This window comes from Pseudoalteromonas sp. S1650 (assembly GCF_005887195.1).
In the GTDB taxonomy this organism is placed as follows: Bacteria; Pseudomonadota; Gammaproteobacteria; order Enterobacterales; family Alteromonadaceae; genus Pseudoalteromonas; species Pseudoalteromonas simplex.
This window is the reverse complement of sequence record NZ_PNDF01000063.1, coordinates 1-22,604: the sequence shown is the minus strand read 5'-3', so window position 1 is coordinate 22,604 and position 22,604 is coordinate 1. Positions and strand designations below refer to the sequence as shown.

Here is a 22,604-nt window from a genome sequence, read left to right as displayed (position 1 = left end):
AACACACCGCCAAGTGAAAGAGCCGTAAAAACTTCACGCGCTTTAAGTCAGAAAAAAGACTAGTTACCTCTTGCTTGACTCGCCCTTGAAAGGGTGAGATTGCGCAAGCCTAATGTTCAAAACCTCTATAGCAGAGGTTAGACAAGTAGTTGAGCAACAGGATTTACCTGATGTTCATTGGAAACTGACAGCAGAAACTGCTGAATATAGGGAGTCTTTAGCAATAGAAAATGCTCGACAAGAACATAATGTCACCTAATAGCTAAACCTCTGTTATAGAATACCAAACCAGCAAAGTATAGAAGCACAAAAAGCAAATCCAGCGTCATTCTGGCTAAACTAGGATACAAAAGAAAAAAGCATACAAACTTAGGGATGAAGGTGAGTTTGTATGCTTGGGTATTGATAATCAATTAGGAAATTGCTGGCTCAATAATTTATGAAATACACTTTAAATATAGAGGCTGTGCTTATTATTGTCAAACTTCCATACTTAAAAATTTTTCGAAACTTTATGAGCCCCCCTTATTCGACATTAAGGTGGCGCCCATAAGTGATTCACTTCACACTGTTGTTTCAATAACTCCATGTTTTTAATATTAACTTTTTATAGGTGGAGTAAAAAAACCGAAACAAGTATAAGCTTAATTTAATATTAAAATTAGATAAATCTAGGGGGTATCGCTCAATTACCTAGTAATTTTTTGCTAAAAACAAATTTTCCCAAATGAGTCCCTAAATATGTAAAGCTAACGAACGCAATATGAGCTTATATAAAAGGAGCTACCCTTACAACACTTTCAACAGCCGGAGTATCTAGAGGTCGCGCAGCTTCCAAAAAATTAGCTAAGCTAAAACCATTGTTCTTTCTGATCCAAGGCTGGAATTTAGCTATACTACAGACGATAAAATTGTGTATCAGTTTCTGATAGAGAGTTATTAAAGTTTCTGATAAAACATTGGAATTTGTGTTTTATTACGAAAAGTCGCTGAAATTAAGCAAATCTTTGATGGAATCTAAAAGGCAGCAGAAAACCAAAACCTTTCGAGTTTTAAGCTTCTCGTAATTGTTATTATTGAACAACTTTTATGTTAACCTCAATTAAAAATAATAACTAAATTTTAGTAACGGAATAGTAGTTGATGGAGTAACAGTTTAAATGTTAAGGGTTTTATGCTTTGTTCTTTTTTCTGCCAATTTAACCGCCAATGAAGTAAAAAATGAAATAGATAAGGTTCTTTATGGCTATACCACCTTCTCTGAGTCGAGAGCTATTTTAGAAAAGTTAGAACAAGGAATGCCATATAAAAATGTGCTTGATGATGCGCGAGTAATGGCGTTTAAGTGTTGGTTTTCTGATGTCACTACATCTAATGGGCTACTCCATTACAATGACTTTTTAAATAATGCAAAGTCAATAATTCATAACTCAGGTAGCGAAATATTAAAACAAAACCTCACAGTCTGTGAAGCTTTCCAAGAGTACAACCAAGGCAATTACCAATTAGCCACAATACTTTTAACCCCTATAACTCAAAACTCTGCAAACACGCAAAACCCTGAAGAGCTAAACGGCATTGCTAACGCTAGTACAGTACTCAATCGTATTTACTTAGCCCAAGGAAACTATGAAGATGCATTCCATGCAGCGCAAAAAGCCTATCAGCTATTTGAAAAATCAGGAAATAGCTATGAACAAGCTCTTGCCCTAAAAGAAATAGCAGATATTCATATTGCTCTTTACAACTTTGATCTAGCAATTGAACAACTGCAACGCTCTGCAACCGAATTAGCCAAATTTAATAAACAAGAACATTACAAAGTAATCGATCAGATCGCTTTTGCCCATGAAAAAAGCGGAAATCTCCCTAAAGCTATAGAGTTGTATCAGTCAATCAAAAAAGATGTAAGGTCTTACGAAAGCGATAACGGTTATGCTTATGTATTGATAAAATTAGCTGAGTTGTACACCGAACTAAACCAGCTCAATGCTGCAAAGTCATATTTAACCGCTGTTGATAAACTTAAGATAGATGATAGCTGGATCACAACACTACTAACTATGACACAAGCCCAATGGCACTTAAAAAGCAATAATCTAAACGCAGCTCTCACTTTATTTAACAAGTTACAAACTAAGCAAAACTCATGGCCGGTCAGTTTTAAAGAAAGGTATTTAAGCTTTGCCTCATTAATTGCTGAAGCTACAAATGATTCCTTATTACACATAAATGCTCAACAACAACTAATAATAATAATAAAACAAAAGCAAACAGACATAGCCAATAACGCCCTTATATCAGCACGTCTAAACTTTAACTTTGAACAACAGAAGCGTGAAATAACTCGTCTAGAACAAGCTTCAGCTCTGCAAAAAGAGTTACTAACAGTGGCTGAAGATAAAGCCTTTTGGCAGCGCTTAACACTCATTATTGCCAGCGTATGTTTAATCCTATTTGCCATTTACAGCTTTAAACAAGTCCGCCAAAAAAAGTATTTTGAAGTACTCGCCTTAAAAGACGAACTTACAGGCATAGCAAATCGCAGAGCTATCATTAATTTGAAGCGAAGTGTCATGCAAAAAAACTTACACAATAAGCAAGTAAGTTCACTGATTTCTATTGATATTGACCATTTTAAAGCTGTAAATGATCAATACGGCCATGATATTGGCGATGAGCTTATCATTTCTGTCGTAAATACCATTGTAAGCACAGTTCGCTGTTCAGGTATGGTGGGACGAGTCGGTGGTGAAGAGTTTTTGATTGTGCTTGAAAACCAAACTCTCGAAAATGCAAAAGACATTGCGGGGCGAATTAGGCATTCAATAGCAGAAAAACAACATACTTCTTTGGGTATTAATTCAACCGTAAGCATTGGTGTTATTGAAATAACCCCGCATGAGACTGCTGAACAGGCAGCAAAACGTGTTGATCTGAACTTATACAAAGCCAAGCAAAATGGCAAAAATAGTGTGGTAGTTTAACTTTTGCTTAAGCTAGACATGTGAATATTGATCTAAGCTAATTTAAACAGTCACACGTTCAAGGTGCCCCATAATAAATTGATTTTTACCTGAGCTTTTAGCTTTGTACAAGAGTGTATCTGCTTTTTCATACAACAGCTCAAAATGATTAGCCTCAACACTACCTTTATCAAGGCCTACACTTATAGTAACTTGCGTTAGATTTTCGTTTAAATCTGAAAAATCGAGTGCGCTTACAGAACAAATTAATCTGTGGGAGATCAACTTTAGTTGGTCACTATCTTGTGAAGGGAAAAATATCACAAATTTCTCCCCCACATAACGAGCTACAATATCACTACCACGAACTTGTTCTTTTAATGTTTGTGCTACGCGATGCAAAACCTTATCACCAATATTATGCCCAAAACGATCATTAATAGATTTAAAGTTATTTATATCTGCGATTAATAAAAACCCAGATTTATCATCAAGCTTGTTAACACTTTGATGGAAACCATGACGATTCAATAATTGTGTTAAGGTGTCTAACTCACTTTGTTAATAATGATGTTGATTGGCTCGTTATTTTTTACTAATTGCCATAATGTTAATTCCTGTACAACGGCAAAAATAGCAATATTAACAAAAAAATAACATTGAGCCTTGTTTGCTCTATTGCTTGTTTTTGCCAACTTACATCACCTGCAATGCAAAAATGACTGAGCAAGCTTAATATTATTAATAGAGTATATTTTGTAGTACGCATTTTTTATTATTATAAATAGCAAAGATCCAAAACAAAATATCGAATGAACTAACAAGCCCTGTACACCGATGCTTAAAAATGAGCCAACCTGCTGTGGCTCTGTTACATCCACTAAAATACCCCAGCTGACTAACATATAGCCAATCCCAAGTACAAGCATGATAGCTGCAATTGTGTAACCTATTAACGAATGAACAATACTTGAAAATAGCAATAACAAGCCAAACGTGATGAACGCAGCAATACTTGTTGCAGGCTCAAACCAAAATGCTGGAGCTTCCAAAAATGAATGATGGGAATTCGCATGCCAGTATTCAGGTAATGCTAAAATCACAAACAAATTAAGCTCTGTCATTGCATTGAGTAGCTGTGAAAAAGTCATACTTCCGACATTATCGGTAAATGCAATAAATGTAATGAAACCATCTGCAAGCCAAATACTTAAGTTAGAAATAGCCAGTAGGAACAACATTGCGAGGGTTTGGAATGACAACACGAGGACAAACTCTTTCCTTGAATAGCGAAACTAGAATAGCACTAGTTTTTACATTTACGCAATATTTCCATCTACTTACAGATCTTATTGCAACCCCCCCCTAATGCGCAATGTCACTAATTGATTCATTTTTATACTATGAAGAAGGAAAGTCGCGTATATAGTGTTTTTTTATTCATAACTGACAATACGTGGAGTAATATCTTGTTCAAAGAGCATTTATGGCTGAATAACACTTATCAGAAAATCAAAAATATCGATATTCCCCTCCGCGCTAAAAGCCTTGTCATAAAAGACTTTCTATTCCATTCTTCTCAGAAACCATTCCAGTTTTGGAACAGAAAGTACAATTACTCACTATTTTGAAGGCACATTAATACCAGAACTAATTACGCAACAGTCATTAAACCGCCACAGTAAATATAGGTAGTCTTCAAGACCTGGGATGGTTCTACCACCTGCCGCTGTAGACCATTTATGTTCAGACTCCCCCAATGGGTGACAGCACTTACCATTGGGGGAGTTTATATCAGCTTCAGCTACGGGATGAAGCATCGAAAGCTTATACTGGGATTTGGGGATCATTGGCCAAAACTCGGGTTTACACATTGCATCCTCTCCGATTGTTTTTCTAGCCAACCCCTTTCGGTGCAAACTCGCAAGTACACGTTGTGTCAAAAGAGAAGTTACACGCGGCCCAGACTCACCATGATAAACATTTCCAGTAAATGGATAGAGACTTCCGTCGCAGCCAGCACAACCATATGTAGATTCTTGAACATCTCCTGCTGTAATTGCGGCACAATCCGCAGTACACCACGCTTTTGCAATTGGATTTGCAAATATAAATGCTTCTGGGGATAGTAAAATTGAGAGCAAATCATTGTTCCAAGTTGGATCAATCTCGCTAAGGTACATCAAATCAAAATCTGTATATTCACCACCACATTTAGGCAAATACAAAATTTCCAACATCGCAAATAATGGGTATGAATAGTAATGGTATTGGTACGTTGCCAAGTCTGCACCACCGGAACTTTTAACATCCACTCCAGTCGACAATGAAAATAGATCATCCTGAAGCCTAACTCCCCCTAATGCGGGTGCACACCATGGAACTCTCACATGTTCGACTAATCTAGACGGCTGCCAAAACCCCAGTTGATAGCCAAACTCCGGGATTCCAAGAGCATCATTACAAGCACAAATCGATTGGTCAGGTGCAGCCCCATTTGGTTTTGGACCTACTCCCATCAATCGTACTGGCAAGAAGCACGACCAACAAACTTCATTTATTATGTTGCTAAATACATTCGCGTTATTGCATGCGTTACCTTCAGCTTTTGTTTGCGTTGAAAATAAAGCAACTAAGAAAATAAGGGAAATCAATGTAAAGCGCATTACAATTGGCCCACTTTTGACTCTAACCAATTAAATGCGATTAGAAAGTAATGCCAAGCGGTATCCCAAATTTGCTTTGCTACAGTGGGGTACTCGTAACTTAAATAGATCCCACCCAAAACGCCTAACCCAACTAAAATTAATTTCATTTTTCACTCCAATCGAATTGACGTACCAGTAAATAGCCATTGCTTTGTGTTTCGATTTTGCTTGGTGTAGCTTCCACTTTAAATTTCTCAATAACTTGTTTAGGCAAAATGAAAACTGGTGCCCCAAACTCATTTCGAAACTTACTAAGGTCATCCCACCCTTTGTCTTTATCCATATGGGTTAGATGAATCTGAAACTGTCCTGATATCGATTTTAATTCTTCCTTAACCCAATCAACCTGTGACTTCACATAGGGATCAATTACAAAAATGGTTAAATGCATAGGGTATTGTTTTAAAGGGTTTGTTATGTCGCCAGCTCGAGCCAATATTTCTCCACGGCCATTTTTGATATCTTGAGTTACGCGAACAGTCGTATCTATTAGCCACTGCTTAGATTCATCTGACGTGGGGAGAGGGTAAGTTTTATATTTCTTCCAGAACCTTTCTTTTGCTAAACGTTGCTTCTCAGCCCAATCAATCTTGCCTGCTACAGCTTTCATTTGCTCTATGATGTCAGGTTCGTCAATATTGAATAATTGACCTAATGGTTCAAACTTGAAATCGCCTTGTTTTTGGTCAAATTGCTCTTTTGCATATTGCGCATTCAATGTGCCCGGAGCAATAAGATGCTTATTACCATTTCTTATGACGATAGTTGGTACACCGGTTACATTAAACTCTTTAAATCTTAGTGGGTTTATTCCTACATTTGGCTCTACTTTTGATATGGCACTTAATTTCTGAATAAGCTTCATCGTCGATGATATGTGTGTAGCCCCTTTTTCTAGCCCTCTAAATAAAATTGTTAAGTTATGCTCTTTGGCCACTTGGAAGGCATCAATAAGTGCTCTTCTGGGCATTGAGAAACTTACGAAAATAGCGCCATCTGTACCTTCTAATAAATCAATCTTATTTTCTTGTTGTGGAAGTGCTCTCTTCATTGTTTCACTGGAAATAACAACAGCCTGATCTGCAATTGACTTGGCTAAAGCTATATCGTTTTCTTGAATTGTTGGCTTATCTATATCTTTTAACCACCCATTTTCTTTGGCTTTCTCGACAGCCTTATTCGCAGCGTCTTGAAAACTAGAAACATCATATTTGTTTTTTTGATTGGCACTTACGGAGACTGAGAACGCACACAGCAAAAGTACCGACTTAAAAAATTGCATATGCTTTCCCCAAAATATCCTCTTCATTTATTGGCCCCCAAAACCTGCTGTCATAGCTATAAATAGTCTCACCAACCATAAAGAATTCATTTTCATTCAAGGTAATTTGTCGCTCATACTCTTTTGGGTTTAACTGTAAGAAATTAATGGCATGCGTCATTCCAGCAATTTTGGATTCGACTCGATTTACAAGCATTTCATTTGGCGAGAACTTGATTTCATCGCCAGGAACTCCAGCTGCAATTTTTATGAAGTTCAACCCTTTATCAAAATTTTTATCTTCCTTGTTAAATTTGAATGCAACTAAATCTCCCCTTTTAATATCCTTATCACGATTGTCGACTATGAACATGTGAGCATACAAACATTGCTCTTGAAATGTAGGAAAAGAAAATGTGAAGCGAGCAAAAAATAATTCCGCTAACCAATATAAGCCAAGTAGTGTAAGGCATACTATGACTGTGCTTTTCAACTTTATGCTATTCATAGCTAATTGTTTTTGTGAGAACGTAAATAAATTCTACAGTGAGATTTTTGAGTAATTCTGAGATTTTCTTTCGTATTGAATTTTTTTTGGCGATTAAGAAAGTATTTGTGGTACATTAACGACATACTAAAGTCTCCTCCAAAGAACTCTAGTATAAAAAAAGGTAGCCTTTGGTTGAGGCTACCTTTTTTGTAACTTATACATTTTCTGTCTTAAATGTGCTTATTTAATTAAAGTTTTTAATATCTCATCAATTTCAGAGAATTGAACAGTACTATCAAGTATAGGGTTCCTAGGTCGTGGAAACTAATTCTAAATTTCTGTGTCCCAAAGTCGAAAGATCTATATGGTCAAGTCAAATCTCTTTCGCTAGTTACTCTATACCCGCAGAGTAGTTTTTGAGGTAACCAGCGATATCTCTCACCGCATTACCTTGAAGTTCAGCCTTTGCTTTAGCACCTTACTTTATGCGTATTTCAATCATTTGTTAGTTGTAACTGCTTCTACAGCCATTGTTAATTGATTATCAGCAAACGCAGGCTTAAAACGGAAACCTATGCGATACAAGCAAGTCATTAGCTTATCAATGCTGAACTTTTCAATTCGCCCATTAACTAAATCGCTCACGCGAGGTTGCGTTAGCCCTAATTGAGCAGCAGCGTCGGCCTGTGACCAATTTTTGGCATTGATAATGTCACGAATGACAATCATCAGATCTGATCGTGTCTGTAATTCAGAGGCTTCTGCTTTATCTTCGGTGATTGCATCAAAGATATTTGAGTATTCAAGAGTCATCTTAAAAACCTTATTGATTAACTTATAAGCACTATATATCAGCAGTGATATATATACAAGTGTTGATATATTTTTCATTTAATTTCTTTTTGCATTAGCTTGTACCGCTTCTTTGCAGTGTCCATAGCCTGTTTATCGACTTCGTTAGTCGTCTTGGTAAACGAATGCAAGATGAACACTGTATCTGCAAACTTAGCAACGTAAATCGTTCGATATGCAGGCCTGCCGTTCTCTATTAGCTCAACTGCACCAATGCCTACACTTTCCTTTAAGTGCTTAAACTTGCTAAATGGCTCTTTGTTTTGACAAATAGCGTTTAAATCATTTGCAAAGCGCTTTTGAATTTTATCGGGCAACGCTAGAAACTCTTTTTTTGATTGATTGTTTATAAACTTAAATTTTTTCAACTGGCTAATGTCCTTCCAAGATTATTTATTCTTTTATTCCTAGTGGCGGCACTGACTTATACAGGTTATTCAGTGCATCAGTTAATCGCTGTGGATCAGGGATGATGTATGTGTCAGTCATATCATCACTAACATGGCCTATAGCCATTTGTATAACGTCATAATCGACACCAGCATCAGATAGTAGACTGGCGGTACTTTTACGCCCTGAGTGGCTTGAGCCTTGTTTAAAGCCGCAGCTCTTAAATAAGTTTCTAACGTAGTTCTCCATGCTGCTGCAAACTAACGTTTCTTTTTGCCCATCTTGAGTCTGATATTTTTTGACGTTAAACGATAACGTAACCCAGCGCTTACCGCTTCTAGCTAAAAACAATGGACTATCTCCATTCAGACCACCGTAACTACCGTCTACCGATAGCATGGCTTTATCTGCTATGCGCTTATCACGCCATCGTAAAACTGCTTGCCTTTGCTGTTTTAATACCAACGCACAATCACGACTTTGATTTGTTTTTGTGTAATCAGCTCTCATTCTAAAAATAGATTTGAGTTCACCCGACTTGGTAAAAACGTCTTTAACTAGCAACTGGCATGTTTCACCAATGCGCGTTAGTGAACCGAACAAAAACCAAATTAATGCCACATTTCTCTCAGCAGTTTCACCACGATTAGCATTAGCAAGTATGTGCTTTAGCTGCGCTTTACTTTCTATTTTCCCTGCGCCTTTTCTGCTTGCTTCAAGCCGCTTTACCGCGTCAGAAACAGGCCGTCTACGAACAGGTTTATGACCTTTCTCAAATGGCATATAACATCCAAACAACACCCAATTCCAACATGGAATAATAAATAAACACCAAAAACCACAGGTGTTGTGTTTGTTCGAGATATTGGAATAGGTATTCTTCAATAATCTTCAACCTTTCAGCAACATTTGAGCCCAATCAAAAGTTATTCATTTTTTATGAATATGGCAGTCAAAATAGCTGCCATATTCACATATCATTAATGAATTGTCTGAGTGATAGCTATGTATTCGAAACTATCGTCATAACATCTACCTACAACATAATTTGTACCTTTTAGCTTATCCTTGCTGAATTGGATAATATTATGAGAATGCGTTAGTAACTCACCATTTAACTGCCATGTAGTCGCAGCAATTCGACCATCCGAGTCATTACAGTTGAGATGTAATTCAAACACTTGATCTATTTCATGCATATTAATACTACCGGTTGGTTTCTGATTTGGTATCACACTCACTTCAAATGACTGCGAACCTGTCTGACCAAACTCAGTTTCAACATCAACGCGGATAGTATGATCACCAACTGATAAATCTCCAATACTTTCTCTATAGCGCTTGCTTTCCATGACAAGCTCGCCATCCAAGTACCATTTATACACTGAAACTCTATCATCTGGATGTGAAAGCCATACACGAGATCTAAGTGATACATCTAATGGATATCTCAGGTATTCATTACTGAATGTACGCACGATCTCAATTTCTAATGGGGTTGGAGGTAAAACTTCTACAATTTGACTTACTTCTTTGCTTTGTCCCCTGCTGTTAGTAACCCTAAATGTGAGGTTTTTCATTCCTTCTTGGGAAAACTGCAGAGTAAACTTGCCGTCATCTTGATTTAACACTTTAACTCCGGGTGTTTTTAGTAGCTCATATGTATACTCGACGCCAGGAGCAAAATGACGCTCTAAACCTACCCATGCAATGTGTTTAGAAGGCATGTAATTTACTGTAGCTGGCATGTTTAGTTCAATTTCAGGAAACTCGTATGTCCAGCTTTTCACACGAACTCTAGTCTCGTTGATTGTCTCTTGCTTTGACCCCTCTACCCAAGCTTGGTAGGTCAGAATAAAGTTTCTTCCTTCAAGAAGATTTTCACTAAATGTCAGGTCAAATTCACTATCATTTATTACTTTCCCATCCGGTAACACCCATTGGTTTTGAGTCCTACCATTAATAGACTCAGTTCTTGTGAAAGAGCTTCCTTTAATATGGTGTGTAGAGCCGACTTCGACTAGATCAGGGACATCTAAATCAAAATAGAATCGTGGCGCTCTTAAGAAGTAGTATCGCGCCCTAGCTTCGACAAAAGCTTCATCACCCAAACTACTGTCACTTGCTATCCCGTTATATTTCATTCGGGCATTGATATCTCTTCCTGTAAAGTCATCTTTATAGAATGAGATTTCTGCTGGACCTGAGAACCAAGACTTACGATTATCAGTTGACCACTCGATAACACCATCCCCATTTTGAACGAGGTTATCTCCGTCATACAAAACGAACTTTGCAGCTTCATTAAATAGAACTTCATTAGTTTGTTGAATTAATAGTTCAGGTTTTTCATAAGCAACAACTTTTAGAGTACCGCTAGTTGACCATTCACCTGTAAACTTATTTTCAACTTTAACTCTCAAGTATTCAATTTCTTCGTTTTCATATCGCTTACGCCAACGTAAAGTATCTTTATGTTCTGTAGACTCCCTCCAATCTGAACCGTTACTTGAAACTTCCCACACAACTCGGCCAAGTGATCCAACATCTGCTCGGTCTTCAGGTGAGTAAATTGCTGAAGCTCTCAATGGTATCCGGCCCTTAATTAAGCCATCCTTTAGCTCCCCTTCAATTTTAGTGCCTTTGTACACAATAAAGTATGCACGAGCAGACTGAATATAGTACTCATAATCAGGTATAGGTGTTTTTGCTTTTGCTACTGCAACATAAATTCCACTTTCTTCGCCAATAACTTCCATTGGCATTTTTATGAAGGCTTCTCCTTTCGCATCAATTGTGACAGTTTCTGTTAATGGTTCAGGTATATTTCTTCTGTCGTACTTACCTATGTAAACTTCCCATTCACCCATTGAGCTTTTGTCATAAACCCATCCATCGATTCGATTGTAATTCCCAAGGTTGATTTTAGCTGTTACTTCATCGGTAGATAGGATCTGATCATCTTGAAAATCTAGATTAACGCCAAGTGTGCTATCAGGAACGACTAAAGCTTTAATGCTTTGGGATGCATTTATTTCTGGCATTCTATGGTACTTAACGTTGTAATCGATAGGGAATACTTCCCATAGATTGCGTTCAACTTCAAAAGGCATATCGAACCTACCAGATGTTCTAAATATTTCACCTGTTCTTGTAGAAGGGTTTTTCGGAAATGTTTGGCTAACCCCTTTGGTGTCGAATGTCATATCTAATGAACCAGGGCTCGATACAGTACCCATTCTGACAATTTCACCACCCGAGTATTCAACTGGATAAAAACCGTTTATAAGTTCTCGCCTTGAGCTAGCTTCAACTGAAATCCCTGTTGGTTCCTGAGAAGAAATCTGTGTTTTTTCATTAGGTATGATCAGTGTTTCACCAAACTCATTAATTATTTCGATATCGCTTTCAATTTCTACAAGCGCTTTGTCTAAATAACCAACAGCCGATGGTGTTCTACCTCGCAATGATATTTCAAAGCCTTCTGGTAAATTAACCCAATTGAATATGCAACTTTTAACACCTTTGCGCGCATATTTAACCGCGAGGTCTCTTTCACTATAGAACCGGCACTCTTCGCCGCTCACTTGTTTAGAATCTAAATAAACCAATTCAATTAGTCTGAACGGTAGATAGTCGTTTTCACGATGCTTTATATCAAACGACATAGGAGCAAAGACAACATTTAGATCATAATTAAATTTATCACCTGAAGAGTTTTTAACTACAACACTAATTTCTGCATTATCTTTAGGTGATAACTGTTGAGTTAAGCCATTAATAGTGACGATACCGTCACCAACAGAATTTAAACTTAATGGCACACCGTTTGATTGTACACTCTCAATAGTGACACCATTTACGTAGCCATTAAACCCTGCTACTAACAGTTCACTATCAAAGTAGAACTCATCATCTTCCTCCATGCTTTGGCTGTTTCTGAAAATAGAAATTGATGGCTGCTTACGAGATAAGAATGCAGCGTTTTTAAATTCTTTTTTATCTGATTTTGAATATAAGTACTTTGAAGTAACCGTAATATCGTAGTGTCCATCTGGTACACTCTGCACATCAGCTGTATAAATAAACTTGTTATTAATAAGTTCAGGCCCGGTTAGATTTTTTACTATTACAGTTTCACCTTCAGTAATATTATCGTTTTTAAAAAGAGTAGTACCGTCAAATTCAAGTTCCTTAAGGACTTCGTGCGAACCACTAACTTTAAACTCAAGTTCAATCGATTTAGGAAGCCACCATGTACCTGATATAGCTGGAGACGGTTTATCAAATACAACTCTCGCTGTTTCGTTCTCAACATCTATAGAAGCGCCTAACAAGCCAAAGCTCAATGGCAAACCACTAGCCCTTGCATTAACTTTTACTTGCTCTACCCGAGAGTATGCATATTCCCAACTTACAATGGCCTGTGAGTTTATTTCTTTATCAGTAAAGTACTTATTAATTGAATTTATCTTAAACTGGTGAGAAACAATGCCATCCTCATAGCCAGTGTAATTTTTAGTTCCAAGGTAATAAGGAGTGATATTTATTGTGCAGGATGTACTTCCAGCATTTATTAAACAACTCCCCAAATTATCGAAAATTACCTGTTGTGAATAATTAACTGGCTTAGTAGTGATTGAAATGGCTTTAACCTGAGCGTTTGGATCGTGATTGACATCGCTATTATTGTCGATCCATTTATTCCCTACATAAATAGAATATTTTGTTAGTTCAGGCTCAATTGGGGCCTCGACGTTAAAAGATGTAGTTCCAGACTTGATTAGTGTTTTCTCTTTCTCCGCGCCAAAATAGGCAAACACTTTATACCCAACAGGCACTACTCCGCTCATTCTCAATCGACCTTTCAGAGAAAGGTTATCTCTATCAAGCTCATCCATACCAACCCATTCAAAATAACACTTTCCAGATACATTATTATTGGTACCAATTGCAACCGCTTCATTAGTCACAATGTCACAGAAACCTGAAAACTTAGTTTGGACTGCTTCAAAACTAGACTCTTTTACGTGAGATACTAATCGACCACCTAAATTGTTAATCTTAAACTCGATTTCATCTTGAACTTTATTTAGTGCGATTGTTCTGGAATATAAATGTCCCAGAGTATCCTTGACCGTAACTTTTATTGTATTTAAGCCATTTTTGAAAATAACAGTGTCAGGTATTGTGGCCACACCAATTTTTGGCTTGTTAAAAGCAACGTTAGAAGAATTAACTTGAATCGATACCAGGTCAACGTCACCTGTAAATGAATTGAAAGTTGAAATTACCAGCTCTTGATTGTATGCAAAGTTACTGCTGTTATTTTGCTTAACACCTGATTTGAAAATATCAATTTTTGGGGCAGTTTTGTTGATTCTTAACCCATTAAAATTTTGGTTAGAAGGGATGCCACTTGAATTTGTGAAAGCCACAGAAGCACCATAATAACCATCTTCAATTTGCGTCATATCGAACGTGTAAACATATGCACCATTTACACTTTCTCTCTTAGTGCTCGTAATAGTCTTATTTGCTGTAACTAGTGAGCCATCTTTTGTATATAGAACATTCCCGCTATAGGTGTTGCCACTTGAAATGGTTGGCTGACTATTTCGGCTGAATTTTACATTTAACTCAGATGGGGCCCACCAATCGCCAACAATCTCGCTAGAAGGCTTATTTAAAACGAGTTTAGCTGTGTTATTCGAAACTTGAATTGATTTGCTATTAACGTTTATTGTCTTTGTAGTCGCATAACTAGCAGGCATGGAATTAGCCTCAAAAAGGTCAATTTTTGTTGGTTGGTAATTCCAAGGAACAGTTAAACCATGTTTGGTGTTACTAACTCCCCAATAACTATTACTCGAATCAACTGACACTTGATAGCTTAAAGAGCCCACTTTATTTGAAATAGCATCACCAAGCTTTATTTCTGAAAATGAGATACCGCATGAAGTAGCGCCACTTACTACTGTACAGCTACCAAGCGATGGTATAGATACCTTCTGACTGTAATTCCTTGCGTCAACATTAACTCTAACTGCAGAAAACTTGTTTGCGGGGTTGTAATTGGTGTGGCTACCTACGCTTTTCCATGAGTTTCCAAGCTTAACTGAGTATCTTTGGACAGTGGGCTTAACTGGAGCTTCAAAATTAAAAATAAAGTTTTTTGTATCAACTAACTTTTTAGCTTTTGCTGACCCTGAATAATAATAAATTGAGTAGCCAATACTATTCGGACCTGAATTGGAAGCAACGCCTTCAACTTTAAATCCATCAATTGAATAACCGGCCGTGTTATTCCATTCAAATAAACAATATCCAGCGCTTAAGGTTCCCCCTTGTAATGCTAAATTGTTATCTGTAGTGACAGTACAGTAATCGTCTATAACAGTTTGGCGAGCCTCAAGCTTGAAGTTTCTTACGTTTGAAATAAGTGTGCCTGATTTGTTCTCGATGACAAATTCTGGTTTGTAGACATTCATCGTTCCTTTGATAGTTGTGATAGCAATAGCGCTAAATGAAAACATCAAAGTAGTTAAAGCCGCTGCCTTTAAATAACTCATTATTAGACCTTGTTGGAATTACTCAGAGTTAACTTACCAACTTAGCTAAACAATAAAGGCTGAAAAAGAATTGAATTAGAAGAAAAATTCGTTTCATCGACTGATTCGTTGAATATCCAATGATTTGAATAGCAGGAGCTCTAAAATAATAGTTCTACAACTTAATTTTTAGGACTTGCAATGATATTAAAAAACAATATTTGCTTAAAAAGCAAACACTAGGTTTAGTTGTTATATGATAAAACTGAGTGACACGCACAAATTTTCAATTACGACTGGCAGTCAAATTAAATTTGCTTGATGAAAATATATAGCCTCAGCTCATTAGTCGTAATGAAACACTAACAAATTGTCGAGTAAATACTGAAATTAGAGCTTCACTCATGTATACGATAACTATCCAATACAGGCTAATAGAATATTTTAACTTTTTAACCGATGTCTGTAGCTTTGAGTTCGGCGAAAAATTTGTACGCGCTTGGTATTTTAAAGTTCTAGCATATCCTATTTGGTTTTTTGTTTTTTATCTAAAAAAAGTTAAAGAAGGTGAATGTCTGTTTGTATTCTCAGAAGTAGGTTTTGAGCGTAAATCAAATTCGGGGGTTACCTATCTCAAGTGGGAGAAGATCGGTAAAGTAGTCGTCAGAGAGCACTTTTATATTCTAGTTGGCGGTGAACTACCCAGCGACATCGCTTCGCTCTGATCACTGGGCTTCTACAGTCTAGCTTAACGGCTAGGCTGCTTCTTTTTTCTCAGATCCAAAATCCAACTTCGATAATTCGAAGACTTTCGTTTTAACGGATTGTTTCTCCTGAGATACGGGTGCTACCCTTGCGACGATGCCAGCCGCAATTAAATCTAATTCACCTGTCTTTTCTATGCTCTTAGCCGACGATAGATCACGGTTTTGATACGTTCCGCAAGCTACACAAGTGAAATACCTATCGTTCAATGTTAAAACATGGTTTTGGCCGCACTCTGAGCAGATCCCAGTGGACTTCTCAAATCGACCAATTTCGTGATACAACTTACCCTCTAACTCAGCTTTGTATTTTGAAAGCTGAGTTATCAGCCCCATTACGTTATCCGCAACCATGCTGCCATTGAACTTTTGCATCGCTTTTACGTTTAAATCTTCAAAACACGCTATATCAGTTTCATTGATTATCTGTCGTGAAATTTTGTGCGCAAAGTCGAGCCTTTGCCTTGAGATTTTACCGTGTAGCTTATTGATGCGTTGTTTAGTTTTGTGCCAACGATTTGAGCCTTTGGTTCGACGCGCAAGCTGGCGTTGCAATTGATTTAGCTTCTCTTTTGACTGTTTTAAAAACTTCGGATTATCGGCCACAAATCCGTTCGAACCAACAACCGTTTGCTTTGAGTTGATATCAAAACCAGTGATCTTTTCCAAAACCTGTTTAGCCGTTTTACACTCTACTTCCTGTGTGATGCTGCATCCCCACTTTCCGTGACGATATTGAATAGTTACGGTCTTAATTTTGCTCGCAAGCCCACGATGCAAAACGATTGGCACTTTGCCGACCTTTGGGATGCTTATAGCGTCATTTTCAATTCGAATACAGTTGGAATTATTGACCGCTCGGAAGCTATCATTGTGAAGCCGCTTCCTTTTGTAGGAAACTTTGTGCTTTGGAAAATGCTGCAAACGACCTTTAGAAAATGCATTCTTCATCGCTGTTTCCAAGTCGCGAGCAACCTGCTGAGCAGCAGCAGAATCAAACGCTTTAATCCAGCTAAATTCCTCGAATGGCTTAATTTCCTTGAGGAGAGAAGCCATATCTTTGTAAAACAGGAATGTTTTATCGTATTCATATCGACGCATATTTTCAGACAACAACAGATTCCAAATGCCACGCGCTATCGCACCAAACTCAATGAGCTTAACTTCTTGTTCTGGCGTAGGGTTTAGCCTGTAGTTGTATCTGAGCGTCTTTTTCATATACTGTATAGACTACTGTATAAGGCCAAGTTGTCAAGATGGAATATGAAACTAAATCTCACTGCAAATATCTAATTGCGCTTCATCTAATTTTGGTGGTTAAGTACAGAAAACCTCTGCTAAACGGAAGGGCTGGGTGAGTTTGTAAAGAAAACGGTTTTCGATGTTTCTCTATCATCTGACTTTAGGATCGAAGAGGTTGAGATAGACAAAGATCACATTCATATGCTGATTACAATCGGCACTCGATATTCAGTAGGCCAGCACGCAAGGAGGATTAAGCAAGCCACAACCGCTAAAATCTGGAATCATTTCCTTATCTGAAAAACCAATTTTGGAAAGAGAAAACATTTTGGTCTGATGGGTACTTTGTGTGTTCTGTAGGGAATGCAAGCGCAGAGACTATACGAAAATATATCCAACAGCAGGGGTGACACCTATTCATCCCCGCGACATTACTTTGTTCTGATCACGGAGTTTTCTCGGTGAGTTTAGATAAAGAACAAGTTTTTATGTGCTTGAAAAATGCAGCACCTCTTCATTTTTTATTGCTCGATCAACAGAGTTTCAACAACTTCTTCTGTCGTATTGCTTTTAATTCTAATTTTCTTAGCGTGTTTATTGAGCGATACAATTTCATCGCAAAATCCTTCTGTTGGGTATAACGTGTACTTGTAATCGGTAACCTTACCTTCATCGTCTTTTACAGCAGCTATATCATACTTCTCTAAAATGCCAGCATTAATAAGGTCTTTCATTGTTGAAGTCATATTTCTGCGAATAGCGATTAAGCGGTTTTCAGTTATATCTTCTGACTCAATTGAACCAAATTTAATCATTATTCTTACAAGCATGAAGTGATACGTTTTTTCGGGGCTTGCGTATCTAAATAGTGTATAAAGTCTGGTTGTAAGCCAGCTAGATAAGGTTCTCTTAAATTGTTGCGCCTGGTTAAAGTAATATCCTTTATAAGATACAGTTTCAATTTGCTGAGCCATGTACTCATTAAGAAATACAATGCATCTCTGAGTGCTTGGCCCTTTTTTACCAGAAAAATGAATTGACCCCAGATAAGGCATTTTTGCTTCATTTGTTTCTACTTCACCATTTGAGCTGGTGCTGTAGTTAAAAGACAGTTGACTCCCTGACAGGATTAGTAGCGCTTCCTTTAAATCTGGATAAGATAATGATTGATTAACTGACTTAAGCTCTGCATTTAGTTCATTCATTTTAAAATGAATTGCGTAACGAGTGCCGCTTGCGTTATTAATCTTAGAAATATTGCCTTTAGTTGCAAGTGATATAAGCGCCCTTTCTACCTTTTCTTCGCGGTCAGATGGCCAAGCAACATAGTCAGTTTCTTTACCTTTGATTACAGCTGGTGAAATTTGTAATTCACCGGTGTATTCAACACCATCCAACTTATCAGAAATAGAACGAGAATTAACGAGCCTTTCTGGTGCTTGTCTAATTGGGTATATGGTAGTTTTAACTCTTACAAAACGAGACCATAAATCATATAAAGGAAAGGTATTTGATAACGAATTTGATTTCAAACCTTCAAAATGCACATCAGTAAAGAGTTTGAGCTGCTCAACCTCAGCGGCTTCCTGAACTACTAGCCCTTTAGTGCTGATAGTCTCTGGCAAATTATTTATTGTAAGTTTGTTTTTGCTCATACCGAAATTCCCGCATACTTGAATTTCAAATATATCAAATCGCTATATAAATAACACAGTAAAATGCACCATTATTAAAAAACTCTTTATAATCATTAAGATAATAGAGTGCAACTGTGATCTGACTACCTATTAAGCCTATTAAAAATAACGTGTAATTGCGATCTGGTAGATTGAGTAACAGTATGAATAACGTGTAACTGCGATCTGAGTTCAAAACCTATCTATTTGATTAACGTGTAAATGCGATCTGAGGTGAAGATTTAGTTCAAAAATAACGTGTAAATACGATCTGGGATGAAAATTGAGGCCGAAAAATAACGTGTAAATGCGATCTGGGATGAAATTTGAGGCCATAGAATAACGTGTAACTGCGATCTGGGATGAAAATTGAGGCCGAAAAATAACGTGTAAATGCGATCTGACACAAAAATTTAGCTCATAAAATAAAGTGTAAATGCGATCTGAGAAGCTACATAACTACTGAATAACGTGTAATTAGGGTCTGAGATTTATTTTCAGTTTATTATTTCATCAACTTACTTCTGTGTACCCGATGTGAACTTAAAACTATTGGTCAAAAATAAATCGGAAGAATTTGCTCTAAAAAGGACAGAGAAATTAAAAAATAAAGTGTAAAACCGATCTGAAAAATAAAACACATACATTTCAGTGGTTTACAGAATTGTACCACACGCAAACAAAGGTAACGGGCGAAAAAAAACTTTTTTCAAATGAAAATTCACTAAACTTCTGTAGTATGGATTCAGCAGGGCTGTGAATAACCCCCTAAAAAAAGGTGTAATTGCGATCTGAGAAGCGTGCAATTGCGATCTGGTACAGTAATTTGGCCTATTTTCAATCATTTCGAATGAAAATCAAACTGTGGTTGTGAATAAAATAAAGTGTAAATGCGATCTTGAGCAATGTCGTTGTGGATATTTTACAGGCAACCCTTTATAACCTGTTGATAATAATATCAATATGAGTACCAATAACGTGTAGCTGCGATCTGAGTAAGGTGTAATTGCGATCTAAATAACGTGTAATTGCGATCTCATTTATTTTTTATTAGCTATAAAAATCAATAAGTTAATAACACAATCCACAGCGCTAACCTAAAGATCTAACCTATATATTTAACCATCATTATCCTTAATATTTATTCTTAGCTCTCAACAAATCAAATTAAAAATGATATTTGGTATTTAAAAAGAACTAAGCTCAATACCTTTAGCTAATTAGTTCTTTGCAAAATGCACGATGTAATTTAGCTGTCATTCTGTTGTTAAATAAACAATAGAAGGCATATTCATGAATTTTTCAATCTCACTCTCTACCGCAAAAAATCTGTTTGTGGATGCTTGTGGTGTAGCAAATGGCTCAAAATGCAACATATCTGCGTTGGATTATATCCACGTCTCATTAATTGGCGGCATAGCAGAAGTGCTAGGAACGGACACTCAATCTATTGTTAGGCAATCTTCACCAATTGATGCGTTTGAAGATTATGAGATTTGTATCAAAGCCAAAAAACTTAATACTTTTATAAGTAGCTTTACCGATGAAAGTAAGCCACTAAAATTTCAATTCGATGAAGATAAAGTAATTGTTAAACATGGTCGTTCAAGAGCTTCAATAGCTACAATGTCATGCGATAGCTACCCTATTCCCAAAATTGTAATTCCTAATGGCTTTCAATTTTCTTGTGATGCAGAATCATTTAAGTCTGCTATTTCTGGTATTTTTTATGCCAAGGCGAATAACGATGTAAGGCCGTTCCTAAATCATATTAACTTTTCTATAAATTTTCATCAGATGAAGTTATACACTAGTGATGGTCATAGATTGGCTAAGGATATTATTCAGTTAGAAAATTCTGTAGATGATTTGAATGGTATCTTGCCATTTAAGCTTGCTGAAATGCTTCTACAAGCACAGCCTGATGGTACTTTGGGCTTTTTCTTTGATGAGAGCCACTTCTATTGCTCAACTGGAGGAACAGTATATGGTACAAACTTTCTTATAAAGGTATTTTTTGGTATGGAAGTTATAACGCCAAGACGAACTCTTCAATTATCTACCCTACCCTTTTTTTGTTTGGAAAAAGATAAACAAGGAGAACCAAATGGGTTAATTGTGTTTGCTTTGCCAAGTAATCAACGACCTAATGAAAATACGCATTTGTATCATGCGCCACTGATGAATATTTATTCGAATGGAGTTGTTTGCCAAGGAAATGCAACTTTACCCAAAAAGAACACATCAATTACTGAATGAAGGCATGAATGATGTTGAGAAAACTGTACTGGCCTCAAACTTCACTCACGTTAACCTCGAAAAGACCCTTAACGCAAAGGAAGTTGTAACAACGCAAAATTTGCTCGCATTTTGGAACGCTAAAGCCAACACAAAGAGCCTAAGCAATGCAAAAGTAAGAATGCGAGAGTTAAATCGATTTATGCGTTTGGGAGAGTTTTTAAGCTCGGCCTTGTGAATATTTCACATTCAAATTAATAGTGAATAATTCACATTGTATGTCCGGTCACATTAAAGGGGGAAAAAATGAACACGTTTTCAATTCCATCAGAGTGGATTTCTAAACCATTTAATGTATCAGTAATTTGTGCGGGTGGTACAGGATATGCGTTTTTATCGAAAATTCACCGAGAAAACCCCGTGATCAGAGCGAAGTGATGTCGCGGGGATGAGTCTGTGTCACCCCTGCTCTTGAATATATTTTTGTATTATCTCTGCACTAGTATTTCCTACAGAACACACAAAGTATCCATCCGACCAAAATGTTTTCTCTTTCTAAAATTGGTTTTTGAGGTAAGGAAATGATTTCCAGATTTTAGTAGTTGTCGCTTGTTTGATCCTCCTTGCGTACTGGCCTACAGAATATCGAGTGCCGATTGTAATCAGCATATGAATGTGATCTTTATCTATTTCAATCTCTTCGATCCTGAAGTCAGAAGATAGAGAAACATCGAAAACCGTTTTCTTAACAAACTCACCCAGATTTCCGTTTAGTAAAGGTTTTCTGTACTTAACTACCAGAATCCAATGAAGTGCAATTAAATATTTTCAGTGAGATTTAGTTTAATATTCCAACTTGACAACTCGACCTTATACAGTAGTCTATACAGTATATGAAAAAGACGCTCAGATACAACTACAGGCTAAATCCTACCCCAGAGCAAGAAGCTAAGCTTATTGAGTTTGGTGCGACAGCGCGTGGCATTTGGAATCTGTTGTTGTCTGAAAATATGCGTCGATATGAATACGATAAAACATTCCTATTTTACAAAGATATGGCTTCTCTCCTCAAGGAAATTAAGCCATTCGAGGAATTTAGCTGGATTAAAGCGTTTGATTCTGCTGCTGCTCAGCAGGTTGCTCGCGATTTAGAAACGGCTGTTAAGAATGCTTTTTCAAAGGTTCGTTTGCAGCGCTTTCCAAAGCATAAAGTCACATACAAAAAGAAAAAACTTCACAACGACTCGTTTCGAGCCGTCAATAATTCCAATTGCATTCGAATCGAAAATGGCGCTATAAGCATCCCAAAAGTCGGTAAAGTGCCAATCGTTCTGCATCGTGAGCTCGTGAGCAAAATTAAGACCGTCACTGTTCAATATCGTCACGGAAAATGGGAATGCAGTATCACTCAGGAAGTGGAATGCAAAACGGCTAAACAAGTTTTGGAAACGATCACTGGCTTTGAC

The 22,604-nt window shown here is 37.1% G+C and carries 15 protein-coding genes and 3 pseudogenes; 5 read left to right on the top strand and 13 right to left on the bottom strand.

Going from position 1 to position 22,604, the window contains the following annotated elements; all coding sequences use genetic code 11:
- Nucleotides 1–1,160 precede the first annotated feature (1,160 nt).
- Complete coding sequence (locus CWB80_RS17020; RefSeq protein ID WP_036973798.1) at nt 1,161–2,987, top strand: tetratricopeptide repeat-containing diguanylate cyclase; 1,827 nt, start codon at nt 1,161–1,163, stop codon at nt 2,985–2,987.
- A 42-nt stretch (nt 2,988–3,029) separates the two neighbouring features.
- Here the strand turns inward: CWB80_RS17020 and CWB80_RS17015 are convergent.
- The 11 genes and pseudogenes from CWB80_RS17015 to CWB80_RS16970 all read right to left on the bottom strand — a co-directional run.
- A pseudogene (locus CWB80_RS17015) lies at nt 3,030–3,512 on the bottom strand (GGDEF domain-containing protein); the annotation flags it as partial.
- A 155-nt stretch (nt 3,513–3,667) separates the two neighbouring features.
- Nucleotides 3,668–4,231 carry a hypothetical protein gene (locus CWB80_RS17010; RefSeq protein WP_138601319.1) on the bottom strand — a complete coding sequence of 188 codons (564 nt, stop codon included), beginning with the start codon at nt 4,229–4,231 and terminating at the stop codon, nt 3,668–3,670.
- 357 nt (nt 4,232–4,588) lie between these two features.
- Nucleotides 4,589–5,632: a TraU family protein gene (locus CWB80_RS17005; protein WP_055022017.1), complete on the bottom strand. Its 1,044-nt coding sequence runs from the start codon at nt 5,630–5,632 to the stop codon at nt 4,589–4,591.
- Entirely contained in the window at nt 5,632–5,781 is a 150-nt protein-coding gene (locus CWB80_RS22585) for a hypothetical protein (RefSeq protein WP_155950869.1), read from the bottom strand. The genes CWB80_RS17005 and CWB80_RS22585 overlap by 1 nt, the downstream gene beginning before the upstream one ends.
- Nucleotides 5,778–6,956 carry a TrbC family F-type conjugative pilus assembly protein gene (locus tag CWB80_RS17000; RefSeq protein ID WP_171041552.1) on the bottom strand — a complete coding sequence of 393 codons (1,179 nt, stop codon included), beginning with the start codon at nt 6,954–6,956 and terminating at the stop codon, nt 5,778–5,780. The genes CWB80_RS22585 and CWB80_RS17000 overlap by 4 nt, the downstream gene beginning before the upstream one ends.
- On the bottom strand, nt 6,943–7,443 hold the full coding sequence (gene lepB / locus CWB80_RS16995) for a signal peptidase I (RefSeq protein ID WP_051501951.1): 501 nt from the start codon (nt 7,441–7,443) through the stop codon (nt 6,943–6,945). The genes CWB80_RS17000 and lepB overlap by 14 nt, the downstream gene beginning before the upstream one ends.
- Before the next feature lie 480 nt (nt 7,444–7,923).
- The gene (locus CWB80_RS16990; RefSeq protein ID WP_036973979.1) at nt 7,924–8,238 is read right to left on the bottom strand and encodes a helix-turn-helix domain-containing protein; all 315 of its coding nucleotides are present in this window, start codon (nt 8,236–8,238) and stop codon (nt 7,924–7,926) included.
- A 74-nt stretch (nt 8,239–8,312) separates the two neighbouring features.
- On the bottom strand, nt 8,313–8,645 hold the full coding sequence (locus tag CWB80_RS16985) for a type II toxin-antitoxin system RelE/ParE family toxin (RefSeq protein WP_036973792.1): 333 nt from the start codon (nt 8,643–8,645) through the stop codon (nt 8,313–8,315).
- Between the two features lie 25 nt (nt 8,646–8,670).
- Nucleotides 8,671–9,450, bottom strand: a complete 780-nt coding sequence (locus tag CWB80_RS16980) for a tyrosine-type recombinase/integrase (RefSeq protein ID WP_118845549.1) — start codon at nt 9,448–9,450, stop codon at nt 8,671–8,673.
- Nucleotides 9,451–9,647: 197 nt separating this feature from the next.
- On the bottom strand, nt 9,648–15,239 hold the full coding sequence (locus tag CWB80_RS16975; protein ID WP_138601311.1) for a hypothetical protein: 5,592 nt from the start codon (nt 15,237–15,239) through the stop codon (nt 9,648–9,650).
- Nucleotides 15,240–15,973: 734 nt separating this feature from the next.
- A complete protein-coding gene (locus tag CWB80_RS16970; protein WP_138601308.1) occupies nt 15,974–17,200 on the bottom strand; it encodes an RNA-guided endonuclease InsQ/TnpB family protein in 1,227 nt (408 codons plus the stop codon).
- Nucleotides 17,201–17,332: 132 nt separating this feature from the next.
- On the opposite strand from CWB80_RS16970, the pseudogene tnpA (CWB80_RS23255) reads away from it, so the two are divergent.
- Nucleotides 17,333–17,634, top strand: a pseudogene (gene tnpA, locus CWB80_RS23255) (IS200/IS605 family transposase).
- Nucleotides 17,635–17,745: 111 nt separating this feature from the next.
- Here tnpA (CWB80_RS23255) and CWB80_RS16960 read toward each other — a convergent pair.
- Nucleotides 17,746–18,879, bottom strand: a complete 1,134-nt coding sequence (locus tag CWB80_RS16960) for a replication protein A (RefSeq protein WP_138601306.1) — start codon at nt 18,877–18,879, stop codon at nt 17,746–17,748.
- A gap of 1,314 nt (nt 18,880–20,193) precedes the next feature.
- Here CWB80_RS16960 and CWB80_RS16955 point away from each other — a divergent pair.
- Together CWB80_RS16955 and CWB80_RS23130 are read left to right on the top strand one after the other, a co-directional pair.
- A complete protein-coding gene (locus tag CWB80_RS16955; protein WP_138602648.1) occupies nt 20,194–21,159 on the top strand; it encodes a DNA polymerase III subunit beta family protein in 966 nt (321 codons plus the stop codon).
- 285 nt (nt 21,160–21,444) lie between these two features.
- Nucleotides 21,445–21,576 (top strand): hypothetical protein, encoded by a 132-nt coding sequence (locus CWB80_RS23130; protein ID WP_268833887.1) that lies wholly within the window; start codon nt 21,445–21,447, stop codon nt 21,574–21,576.
- Nucleotides 21,577–21,597: 21 nt separating this feature from the next.
- Here the strand turns inward: CWB80_RS23130 and tnpA (CWB80_RS23250) are convergent.
- A pseudogene (gene tnpA, locus CWB80_RS23250) lies at nt 21,598–21,957 on the bottom strand (IS200/IS605 family transposase).
- A 74-nt stretch (nt 21,958–22,031) separates the two neighbouring features.
- Between tnpA (CWB80_RS23250) and CWB80_RS16945 the strand changes: the two are divergent.
- Nucleotides 22,032–22,604: RNA-guided endonuclease InsQ/TnpB family protein (locus CWB80_RS16945; RefSeq protein ID WP_138602650.1), on the top strand; the 573-nt coding region annotated here is incomplete at its 3' end.